Below are 14,723 nucleotides of genomic sequence, written 5' to 3' on the forward strand. Positions count from 1 at the left end.
AAAGGGACCAAAATGAGCCCACTTGATAGAAGCATTCCAAACCTTGGTGGCGACGGTGAAGGATCCGTGCAGGTCCATCAGGACGAGAGTTCGAAAATCGAAGGCGCGAAGGTTTTCAGCGTTTACGGCAAAGGCGGCATCGGCAAATCGACGACCTCGTCGAACTTGTCTGCTGCGTTTTCCAAGCTCGGTCACCGCGTTTTGCAAATTGGCTGTGATCCCAAGCATGACAGCACATTCACCCTGACGGGACGCTTGCAGCCAACTGTGATCGATATCCTGAAAGGCGTTGATTTCCACGCGGAAGAGCTGCGCCCAGAAGACTACGTTGCCGAAGGTTACAACGGTGTGAAATGCGTGGAAGCTGGCGGTCCGCCTGCGGGCACGGGTTGTGGTGGTTATGTGGTTGGTCAGACCGTGAAACTGCTCAAGCAGCATCATATGCTCGAAGACACCGATGTGGTGATTTTCGATGTGCTTGGTGACGTTGTGTGCGGTGGCTTCGCAGCGCCTTTGCAGCACGCAGATCGCGCGTTGATCGTGACGGCGAACGACTTTGATAGCATCTATGCAATGAACCGGATTATTGCGGCGGTTCAGGCGAAATCGAAGAACTACAAAGTCCGTCTTGCGGGTTGTGTTGCCAACCGCTCCAAGGACACGGATGAGGTGGATCGCTATTGTGACACAGTCGGCTTCAGCCGCATCGCGCATATGCCGGATCTGGATGCGATCCGTCGCTCGCGTTTGAAGAAAAAGACGCTCTTCGAGATGCCTGACGAGGAAGACATCGTTCAGGTCCGCAAGGAATACATCCGCCTCGCAGAGACGCTTTACAACGGCACGCTACCGCTGGCACCCGATCCCCTTCCTGATCGCGAGATCTTTGAATTGTTGGGTTTCGACTAAATGACCTATGAAGCCACACGCACGCGCGTCGAAACTTATTTCGATAAGACCGCGACCCGCACATGGGAGCAGCTGACATCAGATGCGCCCGTGTCGGGCATTCGCGCCACTGTACGTGCAGGACGTAATCGCATGCGAGATGTGCTACTCTCTCAACTGCCGCTTGATTTGCACGGTGCGCGAGTACTCGATGCGGGCTGTGGCACAGGCGCTTTGGCGTTTGAGTTGGCCAAGCGCGGTGCGGATGTGGTTGGCGTTGATATTTCACCGCAGCTTATTGATATCGCGCAGAAACGTCGCCCTGATCGTGTTGCCGGATCACTCACATTCTCCGCAGGTGACATGCTTGATAAGCGTCTTGGTCTTTTTGATCATATCGTCGCGATGGACAGTTTAATCTACTATACGGCCGAAGATATTGGCCAGATTTTGGATGGGCTTGCGCCGCGCCTCAGCGGCAATATGGCGTTCACTGTCGCGCCGCGCACGCCTTTGTTGATGATGATGTGGCGCGCTGGAAAACTGTTTCCGCGCTCTGATCGCTCGCCCACAATGATCCCGCATCAATCCTTTAAAATCGCAGCTGCCACCAAAGGCAAAATCCGCGAGATTGAACGTGTCTCATCCGGCTTCTATATCTCCCAAGCGCTAGGGTTCCGTGCATGATCGCGAGCAAGAACATCATCAAAAGCATGACGCTGAAGATGTTGCCGTTTGCAGATGCCGCAAGCGAGGGTTTGCCGCTGAGCCAGCTTTTGCGCCTCTCGCTATTTCAGATTTCTGTCGGCATGGCGGCTGTCATGCTACTAGGCACGTTGAACCGCGTGATGATCGTGGAACTTTCAGTGCCTGCGATGATCGTGGCTTTGATGATCGCAATCCCCGTTTTGATTGCGCCGTTCCGCGCGATCCTTGGGTTCAAGTCCGACAACTACCGCTCCGCGATTGGCTGGAAGCGAGTTCCCTACCTATGGTTCGGCACGCTTTGGCAGTTTGGTGGCCTTGCAATTATGCCGATGGCACTGCTGGTTTTGGCAGGCGATACCGCGGTGGATGCTGGCATGTTCGGCCAAGTCGCAGCGGCGCTTGCCTTTCTGCTCACAGGGCTTGGCATGCATATGACACAGACGGCGGGGCTTGCGCTTGCCGCAGATCGCGCATCAGAAGAAACGCGCGCGAAGGTCGTATCACTGCTTTATGTGATGTACTTACTCGGCATGGGAGTGTCGGCAGTCATCATCGGCACGCTGCTGCGCAATTACTCGGCGCTTTTGCTGGTGCAAGTCGTTCAAGGCGCAGCTGTGATGACCTTGATTTTGAACATCATAGCACTCTGGAAGCAGGAAAAGCTCTCTCCCATGAGCCGTGAAGTTCGAAGCGCGCCCAAGCCAGCGTTCAGCGTTGCTTGGTCCGACTTCGCCAACGAAAACAATGTGACGCGTTTGATCGTGACGATCTTCCTCGGAACGATGGCGTTCAATATGCAGGATGTTTTGCTTGAACCTTACGGCGGCGAAATTCTCGGTCTGTCTGTTTCTGCAACGACATTGCTCACTGCGATGTGGGCAAGTGGTGCTTTGCTTGGCTTTGGCCTTGCCGCGCGTTGGCTCTCGCTTGGAATTGACCCGTTTCGCATGGGGGGTCGCGGTGTGATGATCGGGATCGCTGCGTTTAGCGCGGTTCTGCTCTCTGCACCGATGAATTCACCCATTCTCTTTTTTATTGGCGCTGCCCTTATCGGTCTTGGTGGCGGACTTTTTGCTGTTGCAACCCTGACTGCCGCCATGACGATCAAAGTCAAAGGCGCTGCTGGTCGTGGCCTCGCACTTGGCGTGTGGGGCGCCGCGCAAGCAACGGGCGCAGGCCTTTCGATTTTCATCGGTGGCGCGATCCGTGATCTGGTGAATACTGCAGGGCAAAGCGGCGCTCTTGGCAACGCGCTTACCTCCCCCTCCATCGGATATTCCGCCGTTTACCAGCTCGAAATCGGGCTGCTGTTCATCACTCTCATCGCGCTTGGTCCTCTTGTTCGGGCCAAACCGCTTAACTCTTCAGAAACACGCAGCCTCGAGCTGTCTGATTTCCCAACCTAACCCCATAGGAGGCGACTATGATAGGCACTGAATTTTTTGGAAACTTCGATCTCGCGAGTGCTGCGATTTGGATGTTTTGGATCTTTTTCGCACTGTTGATTTTCTATCTTCAGACCGAAAACATGCGCGAAGGCTATCCATTGCAAGACGAAGAAGGCAACGCAGCGCCCAACCAAGGGCCGTTTCCTGTGCCAGATGACAAAACGTTCATTTTACCTGATGGCCGCGGTGAGTTGACTGTGCCCTCAGGTCAGCGCGGTGATCGCGATGATCTCGCACTTGAGCAAAGCGCGCGTGCTGCTGGATCCCCTTATATTCCAACGGGCAACCCAATGATTGATGGCGTTGGTCCCGCTTCGTGGGCCCCCCGCGAGGATCACCCAGAGCTTGATGCGCACGGGCATGTGAAGATCAAGCCGCTATCTAAGTTGCCTGACTTTGCTTTCTCTGCGGGCCGCGATCCGCGCGGCTTGGTCGTGATGGCGGGTGACGGTGAAATCATCGGACGCTGCATTGATATGTGGGTCGATGTGCCAGAGCAATTGGTGCGTTTCCTGACGATTGATTTGAATCCTGAAGGATCGGGTGAGACACGTCTGTTGCCAATCAACTTCTGCCGGATCAAAGACGATCATGTGAAAGTACGCGCGCTATACGGTACTCATTTCGCAGATATCCCCGGCATCAAGAGCGACGAGCAAATCACGCTTTTGGAGGAAGAAAAGATCATGGCCTATTACGGTGGTGGCACGCTTTACGCAGACCCAAACCGTTCCGAACCATTGCTCTAAACAAAGATCTGCCGAGCCTCTCGCCAGGGTTCGGCACCTATTTTTGAGGGACTAAAAATGCATCACAACGATTTTAAATTTGAACCGGTTCGCGGCCTTCCAGAGGAACTGCCAAGTGATGAGCAGATCCTATGGCAGGGCAGCCCCAACGCGCTCCGTCTTGCGCGCGATGCGTGGGCGTTGAACTGGGTGATTGGTTATTTCGCCTTACTCACAATCTGGCGTGTCGGCGTGTCCTCTGCAGATGTGCCGTTCACGACTGCTCTTCTGCACGGTGTACCATTCGTACTTGCTGGTGTCGTCGTCGCGCTATTGATTTACGCTGTTGCTGCAATCCAAGCACGCAGCACAGTTTACACACTGACCAATAAGCGCGTGTGCATGCGCATTGGTGCGGCCCTGACGATGACGCTGAACCTGCCATATGTGTGCATCGCGAATGCACAAGCGACTGTGCGCACGGACGGAACAGGTACGATCATGCTTGAGCTGACGGGCGAAACGCGTCTATCCTATCTAATGACTTGGCCCCATGTGCGCCCTTGGCATATGCGCCGTACACAACCTGCGCTGCGCGCTATTCCTGAGGCCGCAATGGTCGCCACAATTTTCGCCGAAGCCGCAGAAACGCGTGTTTCCCAACCACAAGTCACACGCACGCAAGAGTTCGATCTTGGCGCAGACGGCATAACGGCGGAGTAGTTTCATGGCCTCTTTCAACACACTTTCTAACGAGATGAAGCATCGCGACCGCGAGATGGTTCCGAAGTTTCTTGTCATCGCAATGTTCGCACTTATGGCGGCAAGCCTTTTGCTAGTTGGCGTCGCACGTTTCACGGGGCGTCCTGTGACTTCTGTCGTAGCACATAGCGACATTGTGCAAGAGATCTCTGTTACGCTGCAAGGGTCGCGCAGTGAAGGCATTGGTGTCTATGATGAGACAGGGACACAACTTGCGCATTCGACCGACGCCAAGAAAGGCTTCATCGATGTGATTTGGGTCGCTGTTACACGTGAGCGTTTGGTGCAGAACCTTTCATCAGATACACCCATTCGCGTAGTCCGCCGTGAAAACGGACACGTAGGAATACTAGACGATACGACCGGTTGGAAGATCGAACTAATCGGATACGGAAAAGACAATGTAGCCGCTTTCGCCAAGCTGCTTGATTGATAATTTAGCCAAAGGGACATTCGAAATGGGACTTCTGACAAGATCAAAAGAAACAGCTCCTTGCACGGTGACGATTTCACACCGTTTTGAGGAGCTGTCTGCGCATGTAAAATTCAACAACGGAGCTGTCGTGAACCCAGGTGACACAGTTCAGGTTCAAGGCCCTGAAATTATGGCCGCCTATGGTGAGTTGGTTGAAGAAGAACGCATAGCGACGATTATTCGTGCGTCCAAGTTGGAACAACTCTGGACCCGCGCCACAGGTGATTTCGAATTTATGGAACTCTGCGAATTCTCGTTTTCTGAAGAGGTGTTGTCATGAACGCTCCTACCCATTCCGCCTTTGCCAATACCGCTGAAGAAGCAATCGCCGCTCAAGACGCGCTTGATGCTGCAGGTCCCATGACTTCTGAGAAGGCAACCGAAGTTGCGATGCAGAACACACTTCTGACCCCACGCTTTTACACAACAGACTTTGAAGAGATGGACGCCATTGATGTAACGCCCGTTCGTGAAGAATGGGACGTTTTGATCAACCAGATGAAATCTGACCCGAACAAAGGTCACTTCAAAAAGACGGATGAATGGGAAGCCGATTGGGATGGTATGGACCCTGCACTAAAGGCGGAGTTCATTGATTTTCTGATCTCGTCTTGTACTGCTGAATTCTCTGGCTGTGTGCTTTATAAAGAAATGAAGCGCCGTGGTTCGAACGAGGATATCACAACACTATTCCAGCTTATGGCTCGCGACGAAGCGCGCCACGCGGGTTTCATCAACGATGCCCTTCGTGAAGCTGGCATTCGTGTGAACCTTGGGTTCTTGACCCAGCAAAAGAAGTATACATATTTCCGTCCAAAGTTCATCTACTATGCGACTTACCTGTCCGAGAAGATTGGCTATGCGCGCTATATCACGATCTATCGTCACCTGGAAAAGCATCCAGAATTAATGTTCCACCCAATTTTCAAGTGGTTCCGTGAATGGTGCAATGATGAGTTTTCGCATGGCGAAGCCTTTGCTTTGCTGTTGAAGACCGATCCCAAGCTGACGACCACACCAATGAACAAGCTTTGGATCAAGTTCTTCCTGACTGCGGTTTACTCCACCATGTGGGTGCGCGATCACCAGCGTCCTTTGTTCCATGAAGCGCTTGGCGTGGATGTGACATGGTATGGCCAAGAGGTGTTCCGCAAGACGTCAGAGATTTCCAAGCAGGTCTTCCCAATGACGCTCGACATTGATCACCAACGTTGGCGTCCAAATCTCGATCGTATGGAAGCGGCTTCGCGTCAGATTGCGGCCGCGAAAGAGCGTGGCGGCGTGCTAGGCTTCGCAAGTCGTGTAGCTGGTATGGCCAAGGCTGCGTTCGCCTTCGTATCGATCTTCACGATTCCTGCGCACAAGCACACAGTGCCTGACAGCCCACGGATGGAGCCTGCGTACTAATGCTCAGCTCGCCCTGGATCGCAGCGCTTATAGCATTGTTTTCCTGGTGGTTCTCCACCGGGATCATTTTGCTTGTGGTGCGTAGGGCGGACAAAGCGAAAAGCGGTGCGCATGGTGCTTCGGTGTTCTTTAGCATTCCACTCATCGCGCTTGGTATGGCGGGGCTTATCATCTCTGCCAGTACTTTGGATGTGGCGAATGTCTATATTGCGTTCCTTTCCGTCTTGCTGGTTTGGGGCTGGATTGAACTGGCGTTTCTCTCCGGCATTATCACAGGGCCAGAGCGTCAAAGCTGCCCCGAAGGTCTGACCGGGTTCGCGCGTTTTAATCGCGCTTGGCACACGCTGTCACATCACGAATTGCTTTTACTCTGCGGTCTTTTAGTCGTCACAGTGGCTACGACAGGCGCAGAGAACACCTTTGGCTTCTGGGCCTATCTCATCCTCTTTACGGCTCGCATATCTGCGAAGCTGAACCTTTTCTTTGGCGTGCCACGCATCAACACAGAGTTTGTGCCAGCTCCGTTGCAACACCTCAAAAGCTACTTCCGTCAAGGAAATGTGACGTTTGCGTTTGTGATCGGTGTCACCTTCCTCAGCTTGGCGACCGCGTGCTTTGCAGAACGACTTTACTCCGCCGAAACTACATCAATGCAAGTCGGGTTCGCCCTGCTCTTTGCACTGTCTGCTTTGGCGACGCTTGAACACTGGTTGATGGTTATCCCATTGCCAGATGCGAAACTATGGCGCTGGATGTTACCTGCGCTGCCAACGACCTCTAAGACAGGACAGTCCCATGAACTTTGATACACTCTTTTCCGCCCAGATCGACGCTTTGAAAGAGGACGGCAACTATCGCTATTTTGCCGAACTCGAACGCAAATGTGGGAAATTTCCACATGCGGCGAACCACCACGAGGGCACGGTGCGCGATGTGACGGTTTGGTGTTCAAACGATTACCTTGGCATGGGTCAAAACCCATTGGTCATCGATGCGATGTGTGAAGCAGTGCAGCGCACCGGAACGGGTGCAGGCGGGACGCGCAACATTTCTGGCACCAACCATGACCACCTTTTACTTGAGAACGAACTTGCGGACTTGCACGGCAAAGAAGCTGCGCTTTTATTCACTTCCGGCTACGTTTCGAACTGGGCCGCATTAAGCACTTTGGGAAGCCGTTTGCAGGACTGCATCATCCTCAGCGACGCAGGCAACCACGCCTCCATGATTGAGGGCATCCGCCATTCCCGCGCAACCAAAGTTCTGTGGAAGCATAACGACGTCGCCGATCTTGAGATAAAGCTGAAAGAGCTACCCGCTAACGCGCCAAAGATTGTCGCCTTTGAATCGGTCTATTCGATGGACGGCGATATCGCGCCCATTCGCGAGATTGTTGAAGTCGCCGAGAAGTACGGCGCGATGACCTATCTTGATGAAGTCCACGGCGTTGGCCTTTACGGACCACGCGGCGGCGGTGTCGCAGAGCAAGAAGGCCTGATGGATCGGATCACTTTGATCGAAGGTACACTCGGCAAAGCGTTCGGCGTTGTCGGTGGCTATATCACCGGTTCAGCAGTTCTGTGTGATTTCATTCGCAGCTTTGCATCTGGCTTTATCTTTACAACGGCCCTGCCACCTGCGGTCGCGGCTGCCGCGCGCGCGTCTATCATGCACCTCAAAGCGTCTGGTGTAGAGCGTCAACAACATCGCGCCCAAGTCGCTAAACTACGCGCAGGGTTGGACGCTGCGGGTATTCCCCATTTGGAGAACGAAAGCCACATCGTGCCGGTGATGATCAAAGATCCGGTCAAGACCAAGATGCTTGCGGATTACCTTATGGATCAGTGGGGTATTTACGTGCAGCCGATCAACTATCCAACGGTCCCTAAGGGGACAGAGCGGCTTCGCTTTACACCCTCGCCTTTGCACACGGACGCAGACATTGATTATCTTGTCGAAGCGTTGACGAACCTTTGGAAGCAGTGCGCAATCGCGCATGATGTGAGCCAAGAGCGAGCTTAAACGCCGCTAGAAAACAGAGTGGTCGCCGCGTTCAATTGCGGCACCACTTCCGATCACTTTGGCATAATATTCAAACAAGGTCTCCGTGCCGGTTGATGGCGTTTTATCCGCATCATATTTACCCTGCTCTGCATCCCAAACCAACATGGACTCGCTCGCGTAATATTGACCAATCTGCGCAAGCCCCGCCTTCTCAGCCGCCTTATCGCTGACCAATCCAGCACAGCGCAAAACGGCATGGATCACGCCCATCATCGCGATTGGCACATGTTTGAAGTCAGGCTCGCGACCAAGCAATCGAAACAGCGCCTCACCCTGTTCTTTTGGCGTTATAGCGTCACCCGGCCCACCAATCGGTAAGATCCTATTTTGGCGCGTATCATCTTCGATACAGCCCGCAATGTAATCGCCCAGATCATCGTCACTGATCGGTTTACACGCGGTTAAAGTACCATCGCCAAACACCAAAAATGGTTTACCTCTGCGCAACCGCTCTATTTGGCCAGAGAGGGATTTGAAAAACGCCGTGGGGCGCACAATGGAATAGGTTAGTCCAGAGGCGATCAGCTTAGCTTCAAAGGCCAGTTTGGCATGTTGAAACGGCAAGGTTGGTTTTTGCACGCAGATCGCAGAGAGTAAAATGAAACGGGTCGCACCGATTTGTTTAGTGAGATCAAGAACCGTAACTTGCGAATCATGGTCAATCGCCCAAGCGTCTTTGGCACCACCACTGCGCGACGCCAAACAAGACACTACCACATCAAATTTTTCAACACTTAGCGCACCTGCCAAGCCCGTCTCTGGCGCGGTAACATCACCGTAAACCACTTCAACACCAGCTGGCAGGGCGCTGACGCTTCGCTCAGAACGAAGCACGCAAGTGACCCCGTATCCATGACGCAAAAGCGCACGAACAGCGCCGCTGCCTGCGGTGCCGCTCGCACCAAAAACTAGAACACGTTTGTCGAAAGCCATCCGCGTTCTTAACGCATTTCCGGGATCAAAAAAAGGGCCTGCTCACGAACGAGCAGACCCCTTTACCATCTACCGCTGGGTAGAGTTTAGTAAGCTGCTTATTCCGTACCCGCGGACACGATGTACGCCCAAACGTTCGTTGCGTCTTTTTCTTTTTTCAGCTTGAACGACATCTTGGATTTCGCTTTTTTGTCATCCAACGTTCGCTTCAAGAAATCTTTCGGGTCGGCGACATAATCCACGAATTTCGCTTCATTCCAAGCGAGACCCGCTTCGCCAGCAGCGACGATGGACTTGCCATACTTGAAGCCTTCAAGAGACCCTGCAACACGCTCGTTCAAACCGAACAGATTCGGTCCCGTCTTGCCGCCCTTTACGATAACCGTGCCATCTCCAGCGACCATCATGTGACATGCTTTGCACTTCTTGAAAACTTTTTCGCCTGCTTCTGCGTCGCCCGATGCATGGCCGTCTGCCAAAAGCGGTCCCGCCGCGAGACCAAGGCCCAATGTGAGGATGCTCATAAGTTTCATGTTGATATTCCCTGTGTTTGCGATCTTGATTTAGCGCGACTTCGAAGTAAGGGAAGGGCGCCTTCGGTATTTACCTAGTTATCAACCGCTTTTATAGTCGTGCAACAAGAATTCGGGAAACGTTTTCCCCTGATCTTCACCGGATCTTGATCAAGTGTGTAAGTTATAGTTTACACTTGCAGAGTCATCAAGTGTAAGTTTAAACTTACACTATGACAGATCTAGCCAATCTTACAGAACGGACCTTTCCAGAGCCAGCCGCCATGCTGCAACTGATCAAACCCATCACATGGTTTCCGCCCATGTGGGCCTATTTGTGTGGCGCTGTGTCTTCGGGCGCATCCCCAAACGGGCAATGGCTACTGGTCATTCTTGGCGTCATTCTTGCAGGCCCGATTGTGTGCGGCATGAGCCAGGCCGCCAATGATTGGTGTGACCGTCATGTGGACGCAATCAATGAACCGCACCGCCCAATTCCATCGGGTCGCATCCCTGAACGCTGGGGCCTAGGCATCGCCGTTGCAATGTCTGTTCTATCGCTCTTTTTCGGCGCGCAACTTGGCCCTTGGGGCTTTGGTGCAACTGTTCTAGGCGTACTTTCAGCCTGGGCCTATTCAGTAGAACCAATTCGCTTGAAACGCTCAGGCTGGTGGGGGCCCGGCCTTGTGGGTCTTAGCTATGAAAGCCTGCCTTGGTTTACAGGTGCTGCCGTCCTGTCCGCAGGTGCGCCGAGTACGCAGATCGTTGTGATCGCGCTGCTTTATGGGATCGGCGCGCATGGCATTATGACATTGAATGACTTCAAAGCACTCGAAGGGGATCGCCAGATGGGCGTAAATTCCCTTCCTGTCACCCTGGGCCCAGAACGCGCCGCGCGTGTGGCGTGTTGGATCATGGCCTTGCCACAGGCCATCGTGATCGCGCTGTTGATCGCGTGGGACAAGCCCTTCTATGCACTTGCCATCGCAGTCCTGTTGGCGGCCCAAGTTTGGGCGATGACAGTTTTGCTGAGCAATCCGAAAGCCCGCGCGCCTTGGTACAATGGTTCAGGCGTTACGATGTACGTCTCCGGCATGATGATCGCCGCTTTCGCCCTAAGGACGCTGTTATGACCCTGTCTTGGACCCAGATTATGCGCCTCGGCCTTGTTCAAATGGCCCTGGGTGCGATTGTGGTTTTGACCACTTCTACACTGAACCGCTTGATGGTTGTGGAGTTCTCTTTGCCCGCTTTGCTCCCCGGGTTGCTGGTAGGTCTGCACTACGGAATTCAGCTGTCGCGGCCGCGTTGGGGATATACCTCTGATACAGGTGGCAATCGCACACGCTGGATTATTGGCGGCATGGTTATCCTTGCTATCGGTGGATTTGGCGCGGCCTTCTCGGTGACATTGTTCGCGCAAAGCTACGCACTCGCGCTTGTGCTATCCGTGCTGGCATATGCGCTGATAGGCATTGGTGTTGGCGCATCGGGGACCTCACTACTGGCTCTGCTTGCGACGGCGACTGCGCCCAGCAGACGGGCTGCGGCAGCGACAATTACATGGCTGATGATGATCTTTGGCATCGCACTGACAGCTGGTCTTGCGGGTAGCTTTCTCGACCCCTACTCGCCCGAACGGTTGCTTAGCGTTGTAGCCGTTGTTGTCACCGCAGCAACGCTCATCACGATCCTCGCAATTGGCCGCATAGAGAGCCGCGTGAGCACGATGAAAGAGGAGGCCCCAACTCCTTTCCTTGAAGGTATGCGCGATATCTGGGGCGAGCCAAAGACGCGCAATTTCACGCTCTTCGTGTTCCTCTCAATGAACGCATATTTCATGCAAGAGCTAATCCTGGAGCCCTATGCGGGCCTCGTCTTCAACTTCACGCCCGGCGAATCTACCGCCCTCAGTGGTGCACAGAATGGCGGCGTGTTTATTGGCATGCTGATAGTAGGTATCGTGGCGACCGGCCTCAAGATTGGCCAGTTGCGTACATGGGTGATCGCGGGCTGCCTTGGATCTTGCGCCGTGCTTGGCCTCATCTGCATGACAGGGTTCGCCTACACGGGTCTCAACTTTAGCTACCTTGTTGTCGCACTTGGTGTCTTCAACGGAATGTTCGCGGTTGCGGCAATTGGCTCGATGATGGCGCTTGCTTCAGAGGGGCGTCACCAACGCGAGGGCACGCGCATGGGTCTTTGGGGTGCCGCGCAAGCGATTGCAGCAGGTTTTGGCGGCCTCACAGGGGCGTTGCTTGTTGATGTGATGCGCAAGCTTACGCCCGATGGCCCCGCCTTTGGCACAGTTTTCGCCTTTGAAGCGCTGTTATTTCTCGCCGCCGCCCTGATGGCCGCGCGCGTTATGGAAACCCAAAAGTCGCCGCACACCGCGTCGCTTGTCCCGGGAGAATAAGCAATGTTTGATGTTGTTGTTATCGGTGGTGGCCCGTCTGGTGCCACAGCTGCGGAAGATCTCGCACGATCAGGTCGCAAGGTTGCGATGATTGATCGTGATGGGCGGATCAAGCCCTGCGGCGGCGCAATTCCTCCGCGTTTGATTGAAGATTTCTTCATTCCCGACAGCCAAATTATCGCCCGCATTAAGACTGCGCGCATGGTGTCACCGACGCAGCGCAAAGTGGACATCCCGATTGAGGACGGCTTTGTTGGCATGGTGGATCGCAAGGACTTTGATCCCTTCCTGCGCAATCGCGCCAAGGAAGCTGGTGCACAGTGTATGACAGGCACCTTCATGCGTATCGAGCGTGACAGCGACGGCACGCACGTGGTTTACCGCGACAAAGAAAGCGGTGAAGAAATTTCGCTCGCAACCAAGCTGATCATCGGCGCGGATGGCGCACGTTCTAAGGTGGCGAAGGCCGAAGTTCCTGGCGGCGATAAGATCCCTTATGTGATCGCATATCACGAAATTATCGAAGCGCCTGCCGCGAGCCACAACTACGACCCTAAGCGCTGCGATGTGATTTATGACGGTGCGATCTCGCCTGATTTCTATGGTTGGGTTTTTCCACATGGCTCCTCTGCCAGTGTCGGCATGGGCACGGGCATCGATGGTGTTGATCTCAAAAAAGCGACAGCTGACTTGCGCGTGGCAGCAGGTTTAGAGGGGTGCAAAACCTTGCGCCGTGAAGGTGCACCAATTCCTTTGAAACCAATGGATTGCTGGGACAATGGAACTGACGTTGTGCTTGCAGGTGATGCCGCTGGCGTCGTTGCGCCTTCCTCTGGTGAGGGAATTTATTACGCAATGCTCGGTGGTCGCGTCGCGGCGACAGCGGCAAGTGCTTGCCTTGAGACAGGTCGTGCGAAAGATCTTCAACTGGCGCGCAAGTTGTTCATGCGTGAACATAAGAGCGTGTTCAAAGTGCTGGGCGCGATGCAAAACGCTTACTATCGCAGCGATGAGCGACGCGAACGTTTCGTTTCGCTGTGTCATGATGTAGATGTGCAAAAACTCACGTTCGAGGCCTACATGAACAAACGTTTGATCAAAGCACGCCCCATGGCGCATTTGAAAATCGGGTTGAAGAACCTCGCGCATTTGACGCGTTTAGTTTCCGAAACACGCGTATGACGCAAATCATGATCCCTGCTTGGGTTGAAGGCAAGCTTCAACCTGTGGAGAAGCTCGCAGCGCATGAACGTGGGCTCAAGCATAAAGCTGTGTCCGTGTTTGTCGTCTCAGGCGAGCATATCCTGATCCAGCAGCGCGCCATGTGCAAATATCACACGCCAGGTCTTTGGGCGAACACATGCTGCACGCATCCAGAATGGGACGAAGCATCCGAGGTATGCGCCAATCGCCGCGTGAGCGAAGAGCTAGGGATCACAGGCTTAAACTACCAATACCGCGGCAAGGTCGAATACCGCGCAGATGTGGGTGGTGGCTTGATCGAGCATGAGGTGGTGCAAGTCTATCTCGCCCATGCATCGCGTGATCTGTCATTCCAAGTGAACCCAGACGAAGTCATGGCAACCCGTTGGGTCCATCGTAACACGCTTAACCAAGAACTGCGCGACACACCTGCGAAATTCACCCCGTGGCTGCGCATCTATATGGCGCAGCACGCGAGTTTGATTTTTGGGGACGCAGTGAGCGCCTAAGAAAGCTTAGGCTTAGTGACACTTTTTTGCTAGACGGTTGGGAACAAGGTCCGATGTCATCCAGTGTGTTTCGCTTCGGACTTGGTTCGCGCGCACATATTTACCCATGCGATTTGGCATTTCAATCTCTGTGAATCCAGCGGCATCCCGTGCAACGAAACCCTCTTGTGTTTCAAAGTCCAATTTGTCCGCAAGGCTCTGAATAAGCCCTTATGCGAACTGACCACGATAGAGTATTTTTACTGGAGTGATCCCAAGCTCTTCGAACCTAATAATTGTTGCATCCCAAGGCTGAATGTCGTTTTCGACAATCCAGGCGAAACCCAGGAAGTATGACTGGAAAGCATCATAACCTATTGAGTGTTGGGCATAAAAGTTTTCCCCGACAATGCGCTCATTGTCTGCAAGCTGGGGAGAAATCCCAGCCGCGAATGCCTTAAGCCAATCGCGCGATGGGTGGTAGCGACTGTCTGGACTACGAGCGTAAGTGTCTTTGCTATGGATCGTTGTGTTTTCACCATCCATCTTCTCTGTGACGACGAGATCATCAATCCTCAAGCCATCAAGCGAAGACATGGTTTTGTCATCACTTGTTGCCCCGCGTGAAATCGGCAGATGGAATGTACGCCCGTACTTTTTTATGCGTGTTTACTTGAACACTTTGTTGTTC

The 14,723-nt window shown here is 53.6% G+C and carries 17 protein-coding genes; 14 read left to right on the forward strand and 3 right to left on the reverse strand.

Annotation, left to right across the window (positions count from 1 at the left end; all coding sequences use genetic code 11):
- Window positions 1–12: 12 nt before the first annotated feature.
- From bchL to hemA, 10 genes are read left to right on the forward strand one after another with little or no spacing between them, the layout of a single operon-like run.
- Entirely contained in the window at window positions 13–909 is an 897-nt protein-coding gene (gene bchL / locus QZ280_RS06760) for a ferredoxin:protochlorophyllide reductase (ATP-dependent) iron-sulfur ATP-binding protein (RefSeq protein WP_009830399.1), read from the forward strand.
- Entirely contained in the window at window positions 910–1,575 is a 666-nt protein-coding gene (gene bchM, locus QZ280_RS06765; protein ID WP_293441822.1) for a magnesium protoporphyrin IX methyltransferase, read from the forward strand.
- The gene (locus tag QZ280_RS06770) at window positions 1,572–3,002 is read left to right on the forward strand and encodes a PucC family protein (protein ID WP_293441823.1); all 1,431 of its coding nucleotides are present in this window, start codon (window positions 1,572–1,574) and stop codon (window positions 3,000–3,002) included. Before bchM ends, QZ280_RS06770 begins: the two co-directional genes overlap by 4 nt.
- Before the next feature lie 17 nt (window positions 3,003–3,019).
- Window positions 3,020–3,793, forward strand: a complete 774-nt coding sequence (gene puhA / locus QZ280_RS06775) for a photosynthetic reaction center subunit H (protein ID WP_293441824.1) — start codon at window positions 3,020–3,022, stop codon at window positions 3,791–3,793.
- Between the two features lie 57 nt (window positions 3,794–3,850).
- Window positions 3,851–4,495 (forward strand): photosynthetic complex putative assembly protein PuhB, encoded by a 645-nt coding sequence (puhB, locus tag QZ280_RS06780; protein ID WP_293441825.1) that lies wholly within the window; start codon window positions 3,851–3,853, stop codon window positions 4,493–4,495.
- Between the two features lie 4 nt (window positions 4,496–4,499).
- Window positions 4,500–4,967 carry a photosynthetic complex assembly protein PuhC gene (gene puhC, locus QZ280_RS06785; RefSeq protein WP_293441826.1) on the forward strand — a complete coding sequence of 156 codons (468 nt, stop codon included), beginning with the start codon at window positions 4,500–4,502 and terminating at the stop codon, window positions 4,965–4,967.
- Between the two features lie 25 nt (window positions 4,968–4,992).
- Window positions 4,993–5,289 (forward strand): hypothetical protein, encoded by a 297-nt coding sequence (locus tag QZ280_RS06790; protein WP_293441827.1) that lies wholly within the window; start codon window positions 4,993–4,995, stop codon window positions 5,287–5,289.
- Window positions 5,286–6,416: a magnesium-protoporphyrin IX monomethyl ester (oxidative) cyclase gene (gene acsF, locus QZ280_RS06795; RefSeq protein ID WP_293441828.1), complete on the forward strand. Its 1,131-nt coding sequence runs from the start codon at window positions 5,286–5,288 to the stop codon at window positions 6,414–6,416. Before QZ280_RS06790 ends, acsF begins: the two co-directional genes overlap by 4 nt.
- Window positions 6,416–7,222, forward strand: a complete 807-nt coding sequence (gene puhE / locus QZ280_RS06800) for a putative photosynthetic complex assembly protein PuhE (RefSeq protein WP_293441829.1) — start codon at window positions 6,416–6,418, stop codon at window positions 7,220–7,222. The genes acsF and puhE overlap by 1 nt, the downstream gene beginning before the upstream one ends.
- A complete protein-coding gene (gene hemA, locus QZ280_RS06805; protein WP_293441830.1) occupies window positions 7,212–8,438 on the forward strand; it encodes a 5-aminolevulinate synthase in 1,227 nt (408 codons plus the stop codon). The genes puhE and hemA overlap by 11 nt, the downstream gene beginning before the upstream one ends.
- A gap of 6 nt (window positions 8,439–8,444) precedes the next feature.
- Here hemA and QZ280_RS06810 read toward each other — a convergent pair whose 3' ends face one another.
- Both QZ280_RS06810 and QZ280_RS06815 read right to left on the reverse strand, forming a co-directional pair.
- Window positions 8,445–9,413 (reverse strand): NAD(P)H-binding protein, encoded by a 969-nt coding sequence (locus QZ280_RS06810; protein WP_293441831.1) that lies wholly within the window; start codon window positions 9,411–9,413, stop codon window positions 8,445–8,447.
- A gap of 98 nt (window positions 9,414–9,511) precedes the next feature.
- Window positions 9,512–9,946 carry a c-type cytochrome gene (locus tag QZ280_RS06815; RefSeq protein WP_293441832.1) on the reverse strand — a complete coding sequence of 145 codons (435 nt, stop codon included), beginning with the start codon at window positions 9,944–9,946 and terminating at the stop codon, window positions 9,512–9,514.
- A 212-nt stretch (window positions 9,947–10,158) separates the two neighbouring features.
- On the opposite strand from QZ280_RS06815, the gene chlG reads away from it, so the two are divergent.
- Genes chlG through idi form a run of 4 tightly spaced genes read left to right on the forward strand, consistent with a single transcriptional unit; the run spans window position 10,159 to window position 14,053 of the window.
- A complete protein-coding gene (chlG, locus tag QZ280_RS06820) occupies window positions 10,159–11,058 on the forward strand; it encodes a chlorophyll synthase ChlG (protein WP_293441833.1) in 900 nt (299 codons plus the stop codon).
- Window positions 11,055–12,341: a BCD family MFS transporter gene (locus QZ280_RS06825; protein WP_293441834.1), complete on the forward strand. Its 1,287-nt coding sequence runs from the start codon at window positions 11,055–11,057 to the stop codon at window positions 12,339–12,341. The genes chlG and QZ280_RS06825 overlap by 4 nt, the downstream gene beginning before the upstream one ends.
- Window positions 12,342–12,344: 3 nt before the next feature.
- Window positions 12,345–13,523, forward strand: a complete 1,179-nt coding sequence (locus tag QZ280_RS06830) for a geranylgeranyl diphosphate reductase (RefSeq protein ID WP_293441835.1) — start codon at window positions 12,345–12,347, stop codon at window positions 13,521–13,523.
- Entirely contained in the window at window positions 13,520–14,053 is a 534-nt protein-coding gene (gene idi / locus QZ280_RS06835; protein WP_293441836.1) for an isopentenyl-diphosphate Delta-isomerase, read from the forward strand. Before QZ280_RS06830 ends, idi begins: the two co-directional genes overlap by 4 nt.
- A 210-nt stretch (window positions 14,054–14,263) precedes the next feature.
- Here the strand turns inward: idi and QZ280_RS16290 are convergent, their stop codons facing one another.
- Window positions 14,264–14,629: an RNA ligase family protein gene (locus QZ280_RS16290; protein WP_365734338.1), complete on the reverse strand. Its 366-nt coding sequence runs from the start codon at window positions 14,627–14,629 to the stop codon at window positions 14,264–14,266.
- Window positions 14,630–14,723 lie beyond the last annotated feature (94 nt).

Source organism: Planktotalea sp. (assembly GCF_018607995.1).
Lineage (GTDB): Bacteria > Pseudomonadota > Alphaproteobacteria > Rhodobacterales > Rhodobacteraceae > Planktotalea.

Bases quoted from the DNA above. Each gene is read 5' to 3' on its own strand.
- QZ280_RS06825 (WP_293441834.1), top strand. From the start codon at position 11,055: ATGACCCTGTCTTGGACCCAGATTATGCGCCTCGGCCTTGTTCAAATG.
- idi (WP_293441836.1), top strand. From the start codon at position 13,520: ATGACGCAAATCATGATCCCTGCTTGGGTTGAAGGCAAGCTTCAACCT.
- chlG (WP_293441833.1), top strand. From the start codon at position 10,159: ATGACAGATCTAGCCAATCTTACAGAACGGACCTTTCCAGAGCCAGCC.
- QZ280_RS06830 (WP_293441835.1), top strand. From the start codon at position 12,345: ATGTTTGATGTTGTTGTTATCGGTGGTGGCCCGTCTGGTGCCACAGCT.
- QZ280_RS06815 (WP_293441832.1), bottom strand. From the start codon at position 9,946: ATGAAACTTATGAGCATCCTCACATTGGGCCTTGGTCTCGCGGCGGGA.
- QZ280_RS06790 (WP_293441827.1), top strand. From the start codon at position 4,993: ATGGGACTTCTGACAAGATCAAAAGAAACAGCTCCTTGCACGGTGACG.
- hemA (WP_293441830.1), top strand. From the start codon at position 7,212: ATGAACTTTGATACACTCTTTTCCGCCCAGATCGACGCTTTGAAAGAG.
- bchM (WP_293441822.1), top strand. From the start codon at position 910: ATGACCTATGAAGCCACACGCACGCGCGTCGAAACTTATTTCGATAAG.
- QZ280_RS06810 (WP_293441831.1), bottom strand. From the start codon at position 9,413: ATGGCTTTCGACAAACGTGTTCTAGTTTTTGGTGCGAGCGGCACCGCA.
- acsF (WP_293441828.1), top strand. From the start codon at position 5,286: ATGAACGCTCCTACCCATTCCGCCTTTGCCAATACCGCTGAAGAAGCA.
- puhA (WP_293441824.1), top strand. From the start codon at position 3,020: ATGATAGGCACTGAATTTTTTGGAAACTTCGATCTCGCGAGTGCTGCG.
- QZ280_RS06770 (WP_293441823.1), top strand. From the start codon at position 1,572: ATGATCGCGAGCAAGAACATCATCAAAAGCATGACGCTGAAGATGTTG.
- puhE (WP_293441829.1), top strand. From the start codon at position 6,416: ATGCTCAGCTCGCCCTGGATCGCAGCGCTTATAGCATTGTTTTCCTGG.
- QZ280_RS16290 (WP_365734338.1), bottom strand. From the start codon at position 14,629: ATGTCTTCGCTTGATGGCTTGAGGATTGATGATCTCGTCGTCACAGAG.
- puhB (WP_293441825.1), top strand. From the start codon at position 3,851: ATGCATCACAACGATTTTAAATTTGAACCGGTTCGCGGCCTTCCAGAG.
- bchL (WP_009830399.1), top strand. From the start codon at position 13: ATGAGCCCACTTGATAGAAGCATTCCAAACCTTGGTGGCGACGGTGAA.
- puhC (WP_293441826.1), top strand. From the start codon at position 4,500: ATGGCCTCTTTCAACACACTTTCTAACGAGATGAAGCATCGCGACCGC.